The organism is Hymenobacter sp. YC55 (genome assembly GCF_029433095.1).
In the GTDB taxonomy this organism is placed as follows: domain Bacteria; phylum Bacteroidota; class Bacteroidia; order Cytophagales; family Hymenobacteraceae; genus Hymenobacter.
Genome location: NZ_JARNTX010000001.1, coordinates 118,821 through 135,331, shown reverse-complemented (window position 1 = coordinate 135,331; position 16,511 = coordinate 118,821). Strand labels below are relative to the sequence as shown.

The window sequence follows — 16,511 nt, the reverse complement described above, 5'->3', positions numbered from 1 at the left end:
CGTACAACCGCTACCACAACGCCACAAATGGAACAGTTACAGAAGAAAATCGACCCAATCGCACCAGAAGATATTTCTCGCACGCTGGAAAGCGCTTACCACGTCATCTTCCAGGGCGACCATGACAAAATCGACGATTTGCTGCGGCACGGCGGCACGCTGATTCGCAAAGCTGCTCAGCGCTTCACCACCACCCAGCTGATTCTTGGTATTGCCGGTGTGGCTGCTGCCGCAGTGGTAGTAATAGCCCGGATTGAAAGCCAGCAGAACGACACGGAAGGCGAAGGTGAAGCCCACGACGTATCGAATTCGGAAACTGACAACAAGCCGAAAGCTAAGCCTAGCAAAGCACCGACCCCAACGCCTACTCCAGCCGCATAAGCTGCGACGGTAATACACCGAAAAGCCCTCCCCGAAGTAATTTGGGGAGGGCTTTTTCATTATTAGTTTATTCAATAAGCCCAGGGAGCTTCAACACTCCACAGGCGCTTAGGCTGCTTCCAGCACGCTGGCATCGTTGTTAGCAGGCGAGTTTACGCGGGTGGTAATCGTGTATTCGCGCATCAGCTCGGCCGGGTATGGCTGCAACAGCGCCTGATGATCGGCTAGGCTAACGGCATCATCAAGCCAAGCCAATTCCGCGTCGCGGCCTTGCAGCATAACGGGCATACGGTTGTGAATGGGGGCCATCAGCTCGTTGGGGTCGGTGGTGATGATAGTGAACGTGGGGCGCACCTCGCCAGTGGCTTTGTCGATCCACTCATCCCAAAGGCCCGCAAAGGCAAAAGGCTCCTCGTTGCGCAGCAAAATGCGGTGCGGCACCTTGCCTTGCGCCGTTACCTGCCATTCGTAAAAGCTGTCGGCGGGCACGAGGCAGCGGCGGCGCTGCAATAACTGCCGGAACGACGGCTTTTCGGGTAGCGTCTCGGCGCGGGCATTGATGGGTTTGGGAGCCGCTTTTAGGTCTTTTACCCAACCCGGAATCAGGCCCCACTGCAACAGCTGGATCTGGCCGGGCTCGGTGTTGAGAATCACGGGCAGGCGCTGTGAAGGAGAGGCGTTGTAATTAGGGTCGGCTTCCGCTTTAAACGAAGCATCAAAGCGTTTTTCGAGAACTGGTTTCGGAGCAAGGGTGGTGTAGCGGCCGCACATAAGGAGGATGGGAAAGAGTGGAACAGCGCATCAGCGAGACACTTATTCTTAACGCTTGAGGTGGAACGAGGGTTCTTTGGAAGCGGCCTAATACTCGTATTTGAAGCATTCCACCCCCGGCCCACCTCGCCTCATGCGCAACATCCCCCGGGAAAGGAGTACCAGACGCCAGGTAGTACCAGAACGCACCCCTTTGGCGACGTGGCCAAGACTTTGCCTATTCCAAAACCGTTTCGGGTAGGGAGCTAGTTACTTCTACAACAGAAACTCACCCCAGCAATTCATTATGACCTCCTCTCCTCAAAAACCTGAACTTCCGGCCTGGGTGTTTCTGCTGCTACGCTTGGCATCGGTAGCCTTGGTAGCAGCGGTGGCTTGGTTTGCAGTTAGATGCTCGTAAATGCTTGGCGAGGGTTGAGGTTGAAGGCTTCAGCAGATGGTGCAGTAAGCCCTCTGTATTAAAGCTCGGCCATAACCCAGGGTACGGAATCCGCGCTACACCTAGCCTCACCCACCGATCCTCTCCCCATGGCAACTTCCAAGCTGCGCGGCAACGACCTACGCAAAATCGGCTATCCTGAAGGCCGGGCAATCAACCTGGCGCTCGATATTTTAGAAGACCGGCAACTCAAAAAGTTAGACAAAGGCAGTGCCCTGGCTACGCTCCAAAAAATCAAGGAGGACCCCTATGCCTACCTCCGCGACTCGCTGTGGCGGGAACTGGCCAAGGAATTTGTGCCCGACCCTAGCCGCGACGTCAGCCTGAACCCGGAAATAAAAGACTACCGCCGCTACGGCGACGCCTTTATCGAGGACGGCGCCCGCAAGCAGATGGACACGGCCATGAAGCTGCCCGTAACGCTGGATGGCGCCCTCATGCCCGATGCGCACCAAGGCTATGGCTTGCCCATTGGGGGCGTGCTGGCCGTCGATAATGCCGTGATTCCCTACGGCGTGGGCATGGATATCGGCTGCCGCATGGCGTTGTCGGTGTTTGATTTGCCAGCGCATTATCTGGAGCAGCGCACCCAGGAGCTGAAAAAGCTGCTGCACAACCACACCCGCTTCGGCAACAAAGAAGTGTTTAAGAACCCGGCCAACGACCCGGTACTGGACCGTCCGGAATTCAAGGAAATACCGGTGGTGAAAGGCAAGCGCGAAGCCGCCATCAACCAGCTTGGTTCCTCGGGGTCGGGCAACCACTTTGTGGAGTGGGGCATAGTGGACATCACGACCGAAGACAACGACCTGGACCTACCGCTCGGGCAGTACCTCGGGTTGCTTTCCCACAGCGGGTCACGCGGTTTGGGAGCCGCCATTGCGCAGCACTATACCAAAATAGCCATGAGCAAGTGCCCATTGCCGCCCGAGGCGCGCTACTTGGCCTGGCTCGACCTCGATACCCAGGAAGGACAGGAGTATTGGCGCGCCATGAACCTGGCCGGCGACTACGCCTCCGCCTGCCACCACGACATTCACCGCCGCCTAAGTTTGGCCTTGGGTGCAAAACCTGTAGCGAAGGTGGAAAACCACCACAACTTTGCCTGGAAAGAAACCCTGCCCGACGGCCGCGAGGCCATCGTGCACCGCAAAGGCGCTACGCCCGCCGGCCAAGGAGTGCTCGGAGTCATTCCGGGTTCCATGACCGCGCCCGGCTTTATCGTGCGGGGTCGGGGCGAGCAGGACTCCATTCAATCGGCCTCGCACGGGGCCGGCCGCAGAATGTCGCGCACTCAAGCCAAGCAGAATATTTCGGAGGGCGACTTGCGCCGCCACCTCCGCGACCAAGGCATTGAGCTGATTGGCGGCGGCCTCGATGAAGCTCCTATGGCTTACAAGGATATCCACCAAGTTATGGCCCACCAGCGCGACCTAGTCGATGTGTTAGGCTCGTTCACGCCGCGCATTGTGCGCATGGATGCGGGCGGTGGCGGCAAAAGCAAGTACGGCGGCGAATAACTGGCTGTTACCGGCACAGCACCTATGCTATTGCGCAAGGGAGGCAACCAGCTTGGTGTCGGTCCACTGCCAGGCTTGGTCTAGCTCACGCTTGGTTTGCTGCGCTTTCATGGTGTTGCCGGTGCCCAAATACGCCTGATGCAAGCCCGACAAGGCCCAGCCGTTGTGCGGAAGCCGTTTTAAATCCTGCTGATAGACGTCAATGGCTTCATCGTATTTCTTGGCAGCAAGCAGCACCGCTCCCAGCTGGTGCCGCACCGAGAAAAACCAATCTGGTGGCTCGTTGTACTTGAGTTGATCTTCCAAAGCCACCGCTTCCCGAAGCACGGCAATGCTTTGTGCGTCTTTGCCTTCTTGATGCAGAATGGCACCTTCCAGTTCGCGTTGCGCTATTTCAGTTAGGGCGCGCATAGAGTTGATGCCAAACAGAATGGCCTTTAAGGCAGTGTCTTGGCCAGCCACGCGCAGTTTAACAAGCTCCCGCTTTGCGTTAGCGGTGTTTTGCTTGCCCACCCAAGCCATGCCGCGGGCGTAGTGTTGAATGGCGCACGGATAAACTAAGGTGGTATCGAAGTTCTGCATAGCCAGCACGTCATCCCAGCGGCCAAATTTTACGGCCACGTTGTAGGGCGTGGTGTAAAAATGCTGCAGTGACGGCCCTACCATTGGGTCTTTCATGAGGGGCTTGCTGACGTAGGCTGCTAGTTTGGTAGCGCCTTGCAAGGCTAGTTGGCGGTTGCCTTCAAGCGTGGCCGTGGCCGTTAGGAAATGGTAGTTGTGTGGATAATAGCCTAGCGGATATGCTCCTTGCGCATGGCAAGCAGCCGTGTAGCTGCTATCGGCCTGCAGGGCTTCCAGGTTGGCCAGCGTGCCTTGGTGGTAGGCCCCGGTCCGGATGTACGTATGAGAAGGCATGTGCAGCAAATGCCCCGCGCCCGGCACCAAGTCAGTTAAGAGCTGTGCACTATGATTAGCTGCTTCGGGGTGAGCGGAGGCCTCAGTAGCATGAATGTAGAAATGGTTGGCGCCCGCATGGTTTGGCGAATGGCGCAATACTTTAGTCAAGGCTTCTACGATTTCAAGCGTCCAGGGCTGAGGGCTGCCATTTTTCTGCCAGATGTCCCAGGGATGCAGATCCATCAGGGCCTCGGCATACATCGCCCCGATGTCGGGGTCGGTGGGAAACTGCTGATACACGTTTTTCAGGGCCGCAGCATACGCTTGGTCAAACTTCGACCGATCAGCAACTGGTGTAGGTGGGTAACGCTCGGCTAGGGCCGCAATTAGCGCTTGCTCTTTGGGCGTGGCACGAACAGCAAGGCGCCGAGCTTGCTGTATTGCTTTATACGCTCGGGCGAAATTGTCGGGCTCCATGCCCGCGTTGTAGTTTGGGCCCAGCACATAGCTGTAACCCCAGTAGCCCATGGCGCAGGTGGAATCTTGCCGCGTTACTTCGTAAAACGAGCGGGCAGCTTCGGCATGGTTGAACCCGTAGGCCAGCATCAGGCCCTGCCTGAAGTAGGCTAGGGCTTCGGAGCTCTTAGTAGAAATAGAAAAGGCAATGCCCGTTAAGCCCGGCAGTATAGGCGCTTTCTTTCCCGAAGCATACCAGGCCGTATCCGCTACAACCGGTGCGGCACACATGGTAACACTTTGCGGCGATGCCGCCGATGCCACTGCCCGACCAGCATTCTGCTTTTTGGTGGAACAGGCAGTTAAGCATCCCAGCAGTATCAAGCAGAGGCACTTGCTATGCCATTTCATAACATCACCATCTGAAACAAGGAAACATAATTCAGCATCTGCGGCGACACCTGCGGTGCAAGCTTTCGGGCTTTGCCTTCGCTACTGCACTCCTACCCCCTCACCTATGCAGACCAGCACCCGCAGGAAACTTTTTATATAGTTAATAATTAATACACCAATCTGCAACGCTAATTGTCAGTTAGTTAAGCACTGGTTACAAAGCCAAGACGTACCGACTGTAGGCTTAGCCTTCGGTACTAAACTCAGGTGCTGGTGCCGCCCCTAGCAACTGTTGTAGCTGCCGAGCATTCACCACACCGGCCCCGCCAATACCGTTGTTGAAGTACACATATGCTTCGTTCAGGCTAGGCTCCGCCTGAATGTCGTGCGCTACCCGCGCCAGAAATTCCTCGCTGTAAGCTGATGTGTACAATACGGGCACGCCGTGAAAGCGATAATAGAGTTGCGGCGTGTTCACCACTACCTCGTCGGGGAGGGCGGCGGGGTAGCTCTGCCCAACAAAGCTGATGCCGTGCCGCCCTAGCTCGCGCATAATCTCGCCTTCCCACCAGCTAGGGTGCCGAAATTCGAGCACGTTGTGAAAACTAGGATCGAGGTGCTCCAGGATGCGGCCGAGTAGCTCTTCGGTGTATGCGGCTTTGGGTGGAAGCTGAAACAAGATGGGGCCGAGCTTCTCGCGCAAGCCCTCCCGCACTACGCCATAGAAATCAGCTAGTACTGGCCCGGCTTCGGCGTTGAATTTCTTGTAGTGCGTCACGATGCGCGGCGCTTTCACCGCAAACCGGAAGTCGGCGGGGCTTTGTGTGTACCACGTCTCGAACACCTTCAGCTCCGGCATGCGGTAGAAAGTCACATTCACTTCCAGCGTATTGAACTGCGTGCAGTAGTAAGCAAACCACTTGCGCGGCGGCAACCCCTCCGGGTACAGAATGCCTTTCCAGTCGCGGTAAGAAAAGCCTGAGCAACCAATGTAGATAGTAGGCATAGCAAGGAGCAGGATGTAGTGCTTTTACGCAATTCCTGTATTGAGCCGCCGAAAGCCCAGTTCTCTTACCGTGCTAGTACGCTGCCAACGGCCTCCATCCACCCGTAGGGCGGTCAGCAGCGGGGGTCACTTTATTTCTGTGTTAGAGAATAAGCTGCCTGTTTATCAGTATATTATATATACAATCTTCCTATCCACCCTAACCCCTACCGCTATGAACGACCAAACCGCCCTTATCACCGGTGCCTCCAGTGGCATTGGCTTCGAGTTGGCCCGCTGCTTTGCCCGCGACGACTACCGGGTTGTGCTTGTGGCCCGCCACCTCGACGAATTGAAGGAAGCTGCCCGCCTACTCCACCAAGAATTCAGGAGTGTCGACATTGTGCTGCTGCCCTTCGACCTTAGCCACCCCGAATCGGCCGACCAGATTTATGCGGAAACCAATCAGCGGGGGTTCCAAGTCGATGCATTAGTCAACGATGCCGGGTTTGGTGAAACCGGCTACTTCACGAACACCGATATGCAGACCGAGCTCGACATGATTCAAGTAAACGCAGCCTCGCTCGTTCACCTAACCAAACTGTATTTGCGCGACATGGTGGAGCGCAACTCGGGGCGCATTTTGCAGCTTGGCTCTATTGCCTCGTTTTCGCCTAGCCCTTGCCAGGCGGTCTATGCCGCTACTAAGGCGTTTGTCCTCAGCTTCACCGAAGCCGTGCAGCACGAGCTAAAGCAACAGAAATCGGCCGTGACCATGACCATCCTGTGTCCGCCGCCTACTGATACCAACTTCTTCCAGGTTGCGCACGCCGAAAATACCCGCGCGGCCCAGCACCCTGCCTCTGCCCGCGACGTAGCTCAGGAAGGCTATGATGCCCTGATGGACGGCGCTGCCCGCTCGCTGCCTACTATCAGTGCCAAGTTCAACTTCTTCTCCAGCCTAGTTCTCCCCGATTCCATGCTGGCCACGCTCATGAACACGCAGCTACACGCAGCCCATAAATAAGCAATTAGCAACGCACGGCTACCAACGCCTCCTCGCTATTCGTGGCCGGGAGGCGCTGTTGCTTTTAGTGCCAGCTGCCTGGTACTCAACTCATGACTTCGTTTCCGGCCGCGTCAAGCCCAGGCGTTCTACAGTCTCGCCTTCAAAGTCGAACTGAATGAGGATGGCGGGCTCCTCGCCGACCACCCAGCCGTCGTGGCCGGGCGCAATGGCTACTACCTGCGGTGCCACATATTCTTCTAGAGCACCATCGGCATACTCGATGGTGAGGCGGCCAGCAGCCAGAAACCCGACGTGAGCATGTTGGCACAGCTCGGTGCCAATCACTGGCTTTATGTCCTTCGACCATCGAAACCCCACCGGATACACCACCCGCTTAACGCGTGAGTTACCGGTGCGCACTACATCAACTTGCACGCCGCCGATTTCGCGACTTGTGGCATCCTTTAGTGGGCCTAGAAGAGTATCGGTATTCATGGCTGCGGGCAGGAATAAAGGATGGAAAATCAGGAACCTACCTGAATATAGCACATCGAGCGTACACTTTCGTTTGGGTGCTGCCTGGCTTGTATAGGGGTACCTATCTGTTATTTCCTAGCAAGCAGCGCAGGTGAAGCAATCCGCGCGTTCCGCACTGGGCTAGCTGATGTGGGCTATTAAGCGAGAAATCTTACTTTTGCTCCTACACACAGTAAGCACCGGTTTATGTAATAGCTGATTTCTTTCAACAATCGAGTAGCCGACCCACCTTTTGGGCTGCCTATATCCAATTGCTATTCTAGAAAGAAAACATGCTACTTCTACAAAACCTCGGGTACACGCACCCTAATAAAGACGTGTTGTTCAACGGCCTGAATCTGGTCGTTAACAAGCAGCAGAAAATTGCGCTTATCGGCAACAATGGTGCAGGCAAGTCTACCTTGCTTCAACTGATTGCGGGCATTTTGCCGCCATCTAGTGGGCTCGTGAGTGCCAGCTCCGTCCCGTACTATATTCCGCAGCACTTCGGGCAATTCGACGATCTGACGGTGGCACAGGCGCTGCACATCGAAGGCAAGATGACGGCCTTGCGGGAAATTCTGGATGGCAGGGCCACTGACGCCCATATGGCCGCGCTAGACGACGATTGGACCATTGAGGAAAGAAGCCAGGAAGCCTTGCTTTACTGGGGGCTGGCTGGGTTGTGCTTCACGCAACCGATGGCCAGCCTCAGCGGCGGCCAGAAAACCAAGGTTTTTCTGGCGGGCATTGCCATTCATCAGCCAGACCTGGTATTGCTGGACGAGCCTAGCAACCATCTGGATACCGCCGGCCGGCAGCTGCTCTACCACTTTATCAAGACGAGCCCGAGTACGCTGCTGGTCGTGAGCCACGACCGAAACCTGCTGAATTTACTGGATTCGGTTTGTGAATTGAGCAAGCGGGTGCTTTCGATGTACGGTGGGAATTATGAATTCTATGCCGAGCAGAAGCAGGTGGAAAGCAATGCCCTGAGCCAGGACGTGAAGAGCCGGGAAAAAGCCCTGCGCAAAGCCCGGGAAGTGGAGCGTGAGGCCGTGGAACGCAAGCAAAAGCTGGACGCCCGCGGCAAGAAAAACCAGGATAAAGCCGGTCTGCCCACCGTCATGCTCAACATGATGCGCAACAACGCCGAAAATAGTTCTGCCCGCCTCAAAGGCATTCATGCCGAGAAAGTGGGTGCTATTTCGCAAGAGCTAAACGAGCTGCGCAAGGAACTGCCCGATACCGAAAAAATGAAGTTCGGTTTCGACAGCTCCACCCTGCATAAAGGCAAAATACTGCTCACCGCCAAAGACCTGAACTACAGCTATGGCCCCCGGCCGCTGTGGCGCGAGGCGCTGAATTTTCAGATTCAAAGCGGCGAGCGGCTGGCATTGCGCGGGCTCAATGGCTCCGGCAAAACCACGCTAATCAAGCTCCTGCTAGGCGAGCTGCAACCTACGCTCGGCACGATGACCCGGGCCGAGAATAAAGCGGTGTTCATCGACCAAGATTATTCGCTGCTTGACAACCAGCTTGCGGTGTACGAGCAGGCGCAGCAGTTCAATGCGTCGGGGTTGCAGGAGCACGAAGTTAAGATCCGCCTGGCTCGGTTCCTGTTCTCGAAAGCGTATTGGGACAAACCGTGCGGCACGCTGAGCGGCGGCGAGAAAATGCGGCTGCTCCTGTGCTGCCTGATGATTAGCAACCACGCCCCGGATATGATCATTCTGGATGAGCCCACCAACAACCTGGACATTCAGAATCTGGAAATCCTGACGGCCGCCCTCAACGACTACCACGGCACGCTCATCGTGGTATCGCACGACGAGTATTTCCTGAAGCAGATGCAGGTGGAACGGACGATGCGGCTGGAGTAGGCACTAACTAGCTCGCTAAACAAACCACACAAAATTCATCTGGATCTGCTTGCATACTTTGAAAAACAAAGTACTTTTGAATGCGTACTCAAGAGAGTAAGTTATTGCAGAGTCAGCCATACTTTCCCCATGATCAGCACCGTAAGGACAAAAAGCGGGAAGAACCGAAAGCGCCGAATCCTGGCAGGCATTGCGGTACTTCTCGTGGTGGCTGCCCTGTTGGTTGTGCCTAAGTGGAAGGTGGCCATCAACAACGGCGGCCAATTGCCTCGACAACCGTTTCGCATTGCGGGTAACCTCTACTACGTTGGCTCCCGCGACGTAACGTGCTTTCTGCTCACCGGCCCCGAGGGCCACGTGCTGATTGATGGGGGCTACCCCGGAACCGCCCCGATGATCCTAAAGAACATTGCTACCCTCGGATTTCGCATCACCGACGTAAAAATCCTCCTTAACTCACATGCGCATTTCGACCATGCCGGTGGCCTCGCGGCGCTGCAGCAAGCCTCCGGTGCGCAGTTGTGGGTAAGCGAAGCAGATGCCGCCATGATTTCGTCGGGAGGGATTAGTTACCGGAACATGGCTCCGGTGAACTGGCTGATCTACAGCGGCCTCATGCGCTACCCCGCGCCCCAAATCGACCACCAGTTCAAAGATGGGGCGCAGATTAGTTTAGGGCCTATCCGCCTTACGGCGCACGTAACGGCGGGCCACACGCCGGGTTGCACCACCTGGGCGTTTCCGGTCCAGGATGGCAAACGGGAGTTGCTGGCGGTTAGCATTGGGAGTTTATCGTTGCCGATGCCCACCTCCCTGTTCAATTGGAAATACGATGCAACGCTACGGCACGAGCTAGAGCGCAGCTTTGTAACGCTCCGGAGCCTTCCCGCCGACATCTACCTTTCCTCTCATGCCCGACCGTTCAGCCTGAAGCGCAAGTTCGAGGAGCGCACTGCAGCAAAAGACCCAGTAACCCCATTTATTGACCGGAAAGGATATCTGGAAGACATCAAGAAAGCGGAAGCGCAGTTTTGCAAAACACTCGAGGAACAGCAGTGAGCCCGCTTATCGCCTGCTGGTAGCGAGGCCACCTTAAGCGCAACAACTCACCTGACTGTAACGCACAAATTCAATAGCTATACAAAATGAAAGGCGACGTCCTAAACAACCTAGATAATCCCCGCCAGCTTGAAAAGCTATACCGGGAAAACAAGGTGGGTTTCAAAAGAGAGTTCAACTTGGTTTATCCTGAAATCAAGGAAAATACGGTTGCTCAATTCTGGAACGAAAGGCTCAATTTCGAAAACGGAGGAATTTCTTGGGGCAGCAAAGATGAGTTATTATTTGTCGTAATAGCGTCATGTATTGCGGGGCTTATTGCGAAGTTTCCACAATTCTTGAATATCAATGAAGAGTATTTTTACCCAAGAAATATTGCGTTTATATTTTTCCCCTTGCTTGTAGCGTACTTCAATTGGAAGCGCAAAGTTCAGACGAATAAAGTTATAATTACTTCACTTGCCATTTTAGCTTCTGTCGTCTACATCAATTTATTACCAAGCAATGACAAAAGCGACACCCTGATCTTGGCTTGTATTCACTTGCCTTTGCTCCTATGGGCGATTTTGGGTTTCTCTTATGTAGGCGGCGACCTAACTAGCTCCCAAAGACGTCTGGATTTCCTGAGATATAATGGCGACTTGGTAGTAATGACCACCATTATATTGATTGCTGGTGGTTTGATGAGCGCTATTACGATGAGCCTATTTCAGCTTATTGGCCTTCGGATAGAACAATTTTATATCGAATACATTGTGGTATGGGGCCTTACCGCCGCCCCAATTGTAGGCACTTATCTGGTGCAGACAAACCCCCAACTAGTAAGCAAAGTCTCGCCGGTAATTGCAAAGGTATTTACCCCCTTAGTGTTAACGATGCTGGTGATTTATTTGGCGACTGTAGTGTATACAGGCAAAGACCCTTATAACGACAGAGAATTTCTATTAATTTTTAATGCGCTTTTGATTGGCGTAATGGCAATTATATTGTTCTCAATTGTTGAAACATCAAAAACTTCTAATAATAAGATTGAGGCCCTGATGTTACTAGGCCTTTCAATCGTTACGATAGTTATAAACACTATCGCACTTTCAGCTATTTTATTCAGGATTTCAGAATGGGGAATCACACCAAATAGGCTTGCAGTATTAGGCGGCAATATTCTTATTTTAACGAACCTGTTACTCGTAACTTACAGATTGTTTAAAACGGTAAAAAACCGAAACGAGATTGACAACGTTGAAATTAGCATAGTTTCCTTCTTGCCTATTTATGCTTTATGGACCACCTTGGTAATATTTGTTTTTCCCTTGCTATTTGCTTTCAAATAGTACAGCCTCAGTAATACGTTCTGATAACGTGTTTCCTTGAAGGCCTGGCAGTATTATTTGCTAGTCGTACTGGATAGAACAGAACTAGTACTAAAGAACAGCAAGAGTCTTATAAAGAGCTTGGCACCTGTAAGTCAGTTAGCAGCACTACTGGAAACACAGCAGATTCCTTTAAGCCAAGACAACTGACAACACAGGCTTAGTATACAAGGTCAACCCTAACGGCTAGGCAGTGTTAGTTACCAGCGCGAGCTGTCAGAGCAACTTTACCCGCACAAACCAGCCGGCAGGCGTAGCCTTCATACTCTGCTTGCTAAACAGCTATTAGTAAGAATGTTAACGCACCAAAATAAACAACGTACATTAACTTTGAAATACAAAGTTCTTTTACATCCTTTGTATTAATTGCTCTCTTAGGCAAGCCGCCAACGCCAGAAGGCCGTCCCGAATCTGACTTACCAACTGTGGGCTAGACTACGGTAGTCACTAGAGCCCTTGTCTCCTGCCACTATCTGTTCTGATACGTTTTTCTTCACTCTTGACCCCAAAACTTTACCGTCATGACCCTCAACAAAAGCATTCTTCGCCTGACGCTTGCCATAGCGTTTCTCCTACTTATTCCCTTAGTGGCCATGCAATTCAACACCGGATTCGACTGGAGCGTGTCTGATTTTGTCATTGCCGGCATCCTACTGTTTGGCACGGGGCTAGCGTATCTGCTGATAGCGAGTAAGACACGCAATGGCGCGTACAAATTGGCCGTCGGCGTGGCGGTAGGGGCGGCCCTGCTGCTCGTATGGGGCAACTTGGCCGTAGGGTTTATTGGCAACGAGGAAAATCCGGCCAACCTGCTGTATGGTGGGGTGCTGGCCGTCGGCGCCATCGGGGCCATTGTAGCGCAGCTCCGGCCACTCGGGATGGCACGCGCCATGTTTGCGGCGGCGCTTACGCAGTTCGCCGTTCCGTTTGTTGCGATGCTGATCTGGCGGCCTGAGCTAAACCGAGGGGTGGTATTGGTGATTGTGCTTAACACCATCTTCGCCGGGCTATGGGTTGCATCAGCGCTGCTATTCCGCCGCGCCAGTACCGCTAGCCCAACTGTAGGCTAATAGTCGGCCTGACGGTGTAGAAAGCTAAACTGACATACTTTAAAGATACCCTTGAAAATCAAGCGAAAACGCCCCGCAACCTGAGTGGTTGTGGGGCGTTTCTATTCGCTAGTACTGACGCTTAGCTATATAAGATAGTGCTTACTATTATACCACGATAAGTTTTGCTTAGGGTGTATGGACAGCAAATAAAAAGAACGTCATGCTGAGCGGAGTCGAAGCATCTCGCGTGCTGAAGTTGTGGCACTAAATTCAACGATGCGAGCGAGATGCTTCGACTCCGCTCAGCATGACAGCTAGTTTGGTAACATCAGCACGCGAGATGCTTCGACTTCGCTCAGCATGACAATCCTGTTTTGATTAGAAACCCTTAGTATTTAAACACCCTAAAACAGCTTTCGAAGTAATACACCAGTCCGCTCTAATTTGAATCATCACTAGTATACAAATCCAACTAACAGTAGTGAGTAGGCACCAAGCAATACGAATTCTAGTAGGCCGTTCCCGATAGATACACAGGCAGTTTTCTACCAACTCTGGAGCATGAAGTTTTCACTTGCCATTTTGCTGCTGGCTACCATTGCAGCAAAGTCTGATTATCAACGAGAAAGTGCTGAAGCAAGTAAAGTGGTGTATCAATCAGATGACTTAACCATCGTGCAAGTCTCGAAGAACACCTTTGTTCATACTTCGTTTTTGAGTACCGAGAGTTTCGGTAAGGTTTCATGTAATGGCCTAATCGTGAAAAACGGAAAAGAAACCGTCGTCTTCGATACTCCCACCCATGATAAAGAGTCGAAAGAACTGATTACCTGGATAAAAGGGGATCTTAACTGTAAGGTAAAAGCAGTAATTCCTACGCATTTTCACGACGACTGCGTTGGCGGGTTAAAGGAATTTCAACGAAGCAAAATTCCGTCCTATGCCAACGAGAAGACTATTGCATACGCCAAGCAGAAAGGGTTCAATGTTCCTGAGCACGCATTTACCAATAGCCTAGCTTTAACTATCGGAGCCACTAAAGTTTACGCTGCTTTTTGGGGAGAGGGCCACACGAGAGATAATGTTGTGGGGTATTTTCCAGATGATGAAGTCATGTTTGGCGGCTGCTTAATCAAGGAGCTTCAGGCTGAAAAAGGCAACCTAGCCGATGCTAATGTGCAAGCCTGGCCTGCCACGGTGGAAAAACTAAAAAGAGAGTACCCTAACGTGAAGGTGGTGGTTCCGGGGCATGGCAAAGTAGGCGACCAAAGCCTACTCGACTATACGATTCGTTTGTTTCAGCAACCGTAGTCTGTTAGTTCTTGGAATTGAAACACCGCATGCAGCTCGCTTGCTGCAGATAATGTCCAAAAGCAAAACAATCCTGATGGGCGAGCGGTATTAGAGCGAATCGCTGCACCACATAGCGGTTCACATAGTACTCGCTCACCTTACTTGCTTATGAACATTGGAATCATTGGGGCCGGCCACATTGGCAGCGCCCTGGCCGTGCGGCTCACCAGCCTCGGCCACTCGGTTTATATCGCCAACTCGCGCGGCCCCGAAACGCTGACGGACCTAGCCGAAAAAACTGGTGCTACTCCCGTTACGGCCAAAGAAGCGGCCCGCCACGGCGAAATCATTGTGGTAACCATTCCACTGAAAAAAATCCCCGACCTGCCCAAAGACTTGTTCGAGGGCGTACCTGCCAGCGTCCCAGTCATTGACACCAGCAATTACTACCCCTTGCTGCGCGACGGCCAAATTCCGGAGCTGGAAAGCGGCGAGCTAACCGAAAGCGAATGGGTGCAGCAGCACCTGGGCCGCGCGGTACTGAAGGTATTCAACAACATCTTCGCCGCGAACCTCGAAAACAACGGCCAGCCTGCCGGCACGCCCGGCCGCATTGCGCTAGCAATAGCCGGCGACGATGCCGCCGCTAAGCAGCAAGCAATGGCCCTCGTTGAGGAACTAGGCTTCGACGCCGTGGATGGCGGCAGCCTGCACGAGTCGTGGCGGCAGCAGCCAGGCTCGCCACTGTACTGCACCGATTTACCGGCTGCCGAAGTACAGCAGCATTTAGCTAGCCTCGGCACTGTATACACACCCGAGCAGCACGCCCAATTTGCGGCCAACCAAGCTGCGTCAGAAAAACAACTAGAGGCGCAAGGCGTCAAGCTGTAAGAATTAGCTTCCTAAGATAACCATAGCAACTTAACAATTAGCTGGTTGCCATAATAAAAGAGCCCTAGCATTTGCTAGGGCTCTTTTATTATGCTTGTTTGACAACAAGATGTTGTCAATTGCCTAAGACATTTCGATTGATACGTGAGCGAAAGAGTTTTAGCTTAGCGTCAGTGGTTTAGATATAAAAGGCGCTACTAAATCTTCTGTTGATAAAGCAGCTTTCCTTAATCGCCACTATGTCGCCCACTATAGTAGCATCCAATGAATACGGTTATTACAAGAAAATTAGTGTAGCGATGAAGGGTAGTTAGATACTAATTATGGAAAGAGCGCAGTTATATTATGTGAAGCTTACTCTCATGCTAGATAAGCACTATAGTATACCTTGTCATTCATCAGAGACAAATTTTACTTGACATTTTTCCGATGCTTTTTCAAACAAAGCCCACTTGCTTTATTATTTCCCTACTGTGGACATTAACGTTCTTAACTACTCATCCAGTCTTGGCGCTTACTTGGAAGGAACCATGGCATGAACAGGTAGTACAAAAGGCTGATTACTTTGTTATTGCTAAGGTCATTTCCAGTGACCCTGAAAAAGGAGTTACTGCCACTGTTATTCGCACTCTAGGAGGAAACGAGTTAACAGGAAACATTAAAATAAATGATTTTTATCTACTTGATATTTGTAGTCGCTCAGGTGGGCACGGCCCAGAGTTTCACCTAGACAAGGCTGATACTTGTTATTTCTTTTTAAAACAAAACACAAGTGGAGGCTACAGTATTGCAACTCCTACCACTGGTTTTGCAACCGTTTTTGGCAAGAAAGTGCGAGCTACTTATCGACATAGCTACCACCAAGCTAGAGTATCGCAAGAGGTGTATGAGCCTACTATGACAGCTATATTTCGTAAATATCACAACCTAGATTATGACAAGATATTCGTTAACAATTTTCTCTCACGATACTTACGTCTACCTCCAGCAAAGATTAATGAAGATCAAATGGAAACTTTCTTTCTTCAGCATGCTGCTTTGGAAACAATGTATCATTTAGGACTAAATAATAATTATACGCTCATTTTACCATTTCTACATGATTCAAAAAATTTTCATTTACAAATTAGTGCTGCTCGTGCCCTGTCTGGAATTAATACTGCCGATTCAAAAAAGCACTTAATAGATTTATTAAGTGACAAAGAGACTGAAAACTTTCCCAAAACTGTTGCAGTGTGGACACTTGCCTCATATAACCCGAAGGAATTGAAAGACTTACTACGAAAGCTTGCATCAAAGGCTTCTGAGGAAGAAACTGGTTTTGGAGGGAATATTATGGATCCTAGGATCTGTACCAGGATACCAAGTGTGAAAGTTGCATTAACCGAGTTGTCGGAACAACTTTAAAGATTATATACACATTGCCTTTTTCTATTGAACGGCTGTGTGATAGTCTATAACGCAAGCGCCTATTGCCATAAAGTCACTTACTAGAATAAAATATCATTTTTTATTGGACAAAAAGTCAGTAAAATCTCTTCTGCACCCCATTTGCTAGGCACTCGTAGAACTTCCTAACCCGAAGCACCTACCTAG

At 51.9% G+C, this 16,511-nt stretch carries 14 protein-coding genes; 10 read left to right on the top strand and 4 right to left on the bottom strand.

Features of this window, described 5'->3' with window-relative positions; translation table 11 throughout:
- The first annotated feature begins 27 nt into the window (after positions 1-27).
- A complete protein-coding gene (locus P1X16_RS00600; RefSeq protein WP_277225384.1) occupies positions 28-381 on the top strand; it encodes a hypothetical protein in 354 nt (117 codons plus the stop codon).
- A gap of 108 nt (positions 382-489) precedes the next feature.
- Here P1X16_RS00600 and P1X16_RS00595 read toward each other — a convergent pair whose 3' ends face one another.
- A complete protein-coding gene (locus tag P1X16_RS00595; protein ID WP_277225381.1) occupies positions 490-1,152 on the bottom strand; it encodes an SOS response-associated peptidase in 663 nt (220 codons plus the stop codon).
- A gap of 528 nt (positions 1,153-1,680) precedes the next feature.
- Between P1X16_RS00595 and P1X16_RS00590 the strand changes: the two genes are divergently transcribed.
- Positions 1,681-3,111 carry an RtcB family protein gene (locus P1X16_RS00590; protein WP_277225379.1) on the top strand — a complete coding sequence of 477 codons (1,431 nt, stop codon included), beginning with the start codon at positions 1,681-1,683 and terminating at the stop codon, positions 3,109-3,111.
- Between the two features lie 27 nt (positions 3,112-3,138).
- Here P1X16_RS00590 and P1X16_RS00585 read toward each other — a convergent pair whose 3' ends face one another.
- Complete coding sequence (locus tag P1X16_RS00585) at positions 3,139-4,755, bottom strand: tetratricopeptide repeat protein (RefSeq protein WP_277225376.1); 1,617 nt, start codon at positions 4,753-4,755, stop codon at positions 3,139-3,141.
- A gap of 346 nt (positions 4,756-5,101) precedes the next feature.
- A complete protein-coding gene (locus P1X16_RS00580) occupies positions 5,102-5,863 on the bottom strand; it encodes a DUF72 domain-containing protein (protein WP_277225373.1) in 762 nt (253 codons plus the stop codon).
- A 214-nt stretch (positions 5,864-6,077) separates the two neighbouring features.
- On the opposite strand from P1X16_RS00580, the gene P1X16_RS00575 reads away from it, so the two are divergent.
- Positions 6,078-6,869, top strand: a complete 792-nt coding sequence (locus tag P1X16_RS00575) for an SDR family oxidoreductase (protein WP_277225370.1) — start codon at positions 6,078-6,080, stop codon at positions 6,867-6,869.
- Between the two features lie 90 nt (positions 6,870-6,959).
- Here the strand turns inward: P1X16_RS00575 and P1X16_RS00570 are convergent, their stop codons facing one another.
- Positions 6,960-7,346 carry a hypothetical protein gene (locus P1X16_RS00570; RefSeq protein ID WP_277225367.1) on the bottom strand — a complete coding sequence of 129 codons (387 nt, stop codon included), beginning with the start codon at positions 7,344-7,346 and terminating at the stop codon, positions 6,960-6,962.
- Between the two features lie 314 nt (positions 7,347-7,660).
- On the opposite strand from P1X16_RS00570, the gene P1X16_RS00565 reads away from it, so the two are divergent.
- From P1X16_RS00565 to P1X16_RS00535, 7 genes are all read left to right on the top strand, one after another.
- Complete coding sequence (locus tag P1X16_RS00565; protein ID WP_277225364.1) at positions 7,661-9,250, top strand: ABC-F family ATP-binding cassette domain-containing protein; 1,590 nt, start codon at positions 7,661-7,663, stop codon at positions 9,248-9,250.
- Positions 9,251-9,379: 129 nt separating this feature from the next.
- Entirely contained in the window at positions 9,380-10,309 is a 930-nt protein-coding gene (gene bla / locus P1X16_RS00560) for a subclass B3 metallo-beta-lactamase (RefSeq protein WP_277225362.1), read from the top strand.
- Positions 10,310-10,395: 86 nt separating this feature from the next.
- Positions 10,396-11,640 carry a hypothetical protein gene (locus tag P1X16_RS00555; protein WP_277225359.1) on the top strand — a complete coding sequence of 415 codons (1,245 nt, stop codon included), beginning with the start codon at positions 10,396-10,398 and terminating at the stop codon, positions 11,638-11,640.
- 560 nt (positions 11,641-12,200) lie between these two features.
- Positions 12,201-12,749, top strand: a complete 549-nt coding sequence (locus P1X16_RS00550) for a hypothetical protein (RefSeq protein WP_277225356.1) — start codon at positions 12,201-12,203, stop codon at positions 12,747-12,749.
- A 543-nt stretch (positions 12,750-13,292) separates the two neighbouring features.
- Positions 13,293-14,042, top strand: coding sequence for a subclass B1 metallo-beta-lactamase (bla, locus tag P1X16_RS00545; RefSeq protein WP_277225353.1), 750 nt, complete (start codon positions 13,293-13,295; stop codon positions 14,040-14,042).
- Between the two features lie 150 nt (positions 14,043-14,192).
- Entirely contained in the window at positions 14,193-14,915 is a 723-nt protein-coding gene (locus tag P1X16_RS00540; RefSeq protein ID WP_277225350.1) for an NAD(P)-binding domain-containing protein, read from the top strand.
- 507 nt (positions 14,916-15,422) lie between these two features.
- Positions 15,423-16,322 (top strand): HEAT repeat domain-containing protein, encoded by a 900-nt coding sequence (locus P1X16_RS00535; protein ID WP_277225347.1) that lies wholly within the window; start codon positions 15,423-15,425, stop codon positions 16,320-16,322.
- Positions 16,323-16,511 lie beyond the last annotated feature (189 nt).

What these genes read in the sequence shown, in the direction of transcription:
- P1X16_RS00600 (WP_277225384.1), top strand. Translation starts at nt 28, where the DNA reads ATGGAACAGTTACAGAAGAAAATCGACCCAATCGCACCAGAAGATATT.
- P1X16_RS00595 (WP_277225381.1), bottom strand. Translation starts at nt 1,152, where the DNA reads ATGTGCGGCCGCTACACCACCCTTGCTCCGAAACCAGTTCTCGAAAAA.
- P1X16_RS00590 (WP_277225379.1), top strand. Translation starts at nt 1,681, where the DNA reads ATGGCAACTTCCAAGCTGCGCGGCAACGACCTACGCAAAATCGGCTAT.
- P1X16_RS00585 (WP_277225376.1), bottom strand. Translation starts at nt 4,755, where the DNA reads ATGTGTGCCGCACCGGTTGTAGCGGATACGGCCTGGTATGCTTCGGGA.
- P1X16_RS00580 (WP_277225373.1), bottom strand. Translation starts at nt 5,863, where the DNA reads ATGCCTACTATCTACATTGGTTGCTCAGGCTTTTCTTACCGCGACTGG.
- P1X16_RS00575 (WP_277225370.1), top strand. Translation starts at nt 6,078, where the DNA reads ATGAACGACCAAACCGCCCTTATCACCGGTGCCTCCAGTGGCATTGGC.
- P1X16_RS00570 (WP_277225367.1), bottom strand. Translation starts at nt 7,346, where the DNA reads ATGAATACCGATACTCTTCTAGGCCCACTAAAGGATGCCACAAGTCGC.
- P1X16_RS00565 (WP_277225364.1), top strand. Translation starts at nt 7,661, where the DNA reads ATGCTACTTCTACAAAACCTCGGGTACACGCACCCTAATAAAGACGTG.
- bla (WP_277225362.1), top strand. Translation starts at nt 9,380, where the DNA reads ATGATCAGCACCGTAAGGACAAAAAGCGGGAAGAACCGAAAGCGCCGA.
- P1X16_RS00555 (WP_277225359.1), top strand. Translation starts at nt 10,396, where the DNA reads ATGAAAGGCGACGTCCTAAACAACCTAGATAATCCCCGCCAGCTTGAA.
- P1X16_RS00550 (WP_277225356.1), top strand. Translation starts at nt 12,201, where the DNA reads ATGACCCTCAACAAAAGCATTCTTCGCCTGACGCTTGCCATAGCGTTT.
- bla (WP_277225353.1), top strand. Translation starts at nt 13,293, where the DNA reads ATGAAGTTTTCACTTGCCATTTTGCTGCTGGCTACCATTGCAGCAAAG.
- P1X16_RS00540 (WP_277225350.1), top strand. Translation starts at nt 14,193, where the DNA reads ATGAACATTGGAATCATTGGGGCCGGCCACATTGGCAGCGCCCTGGCC.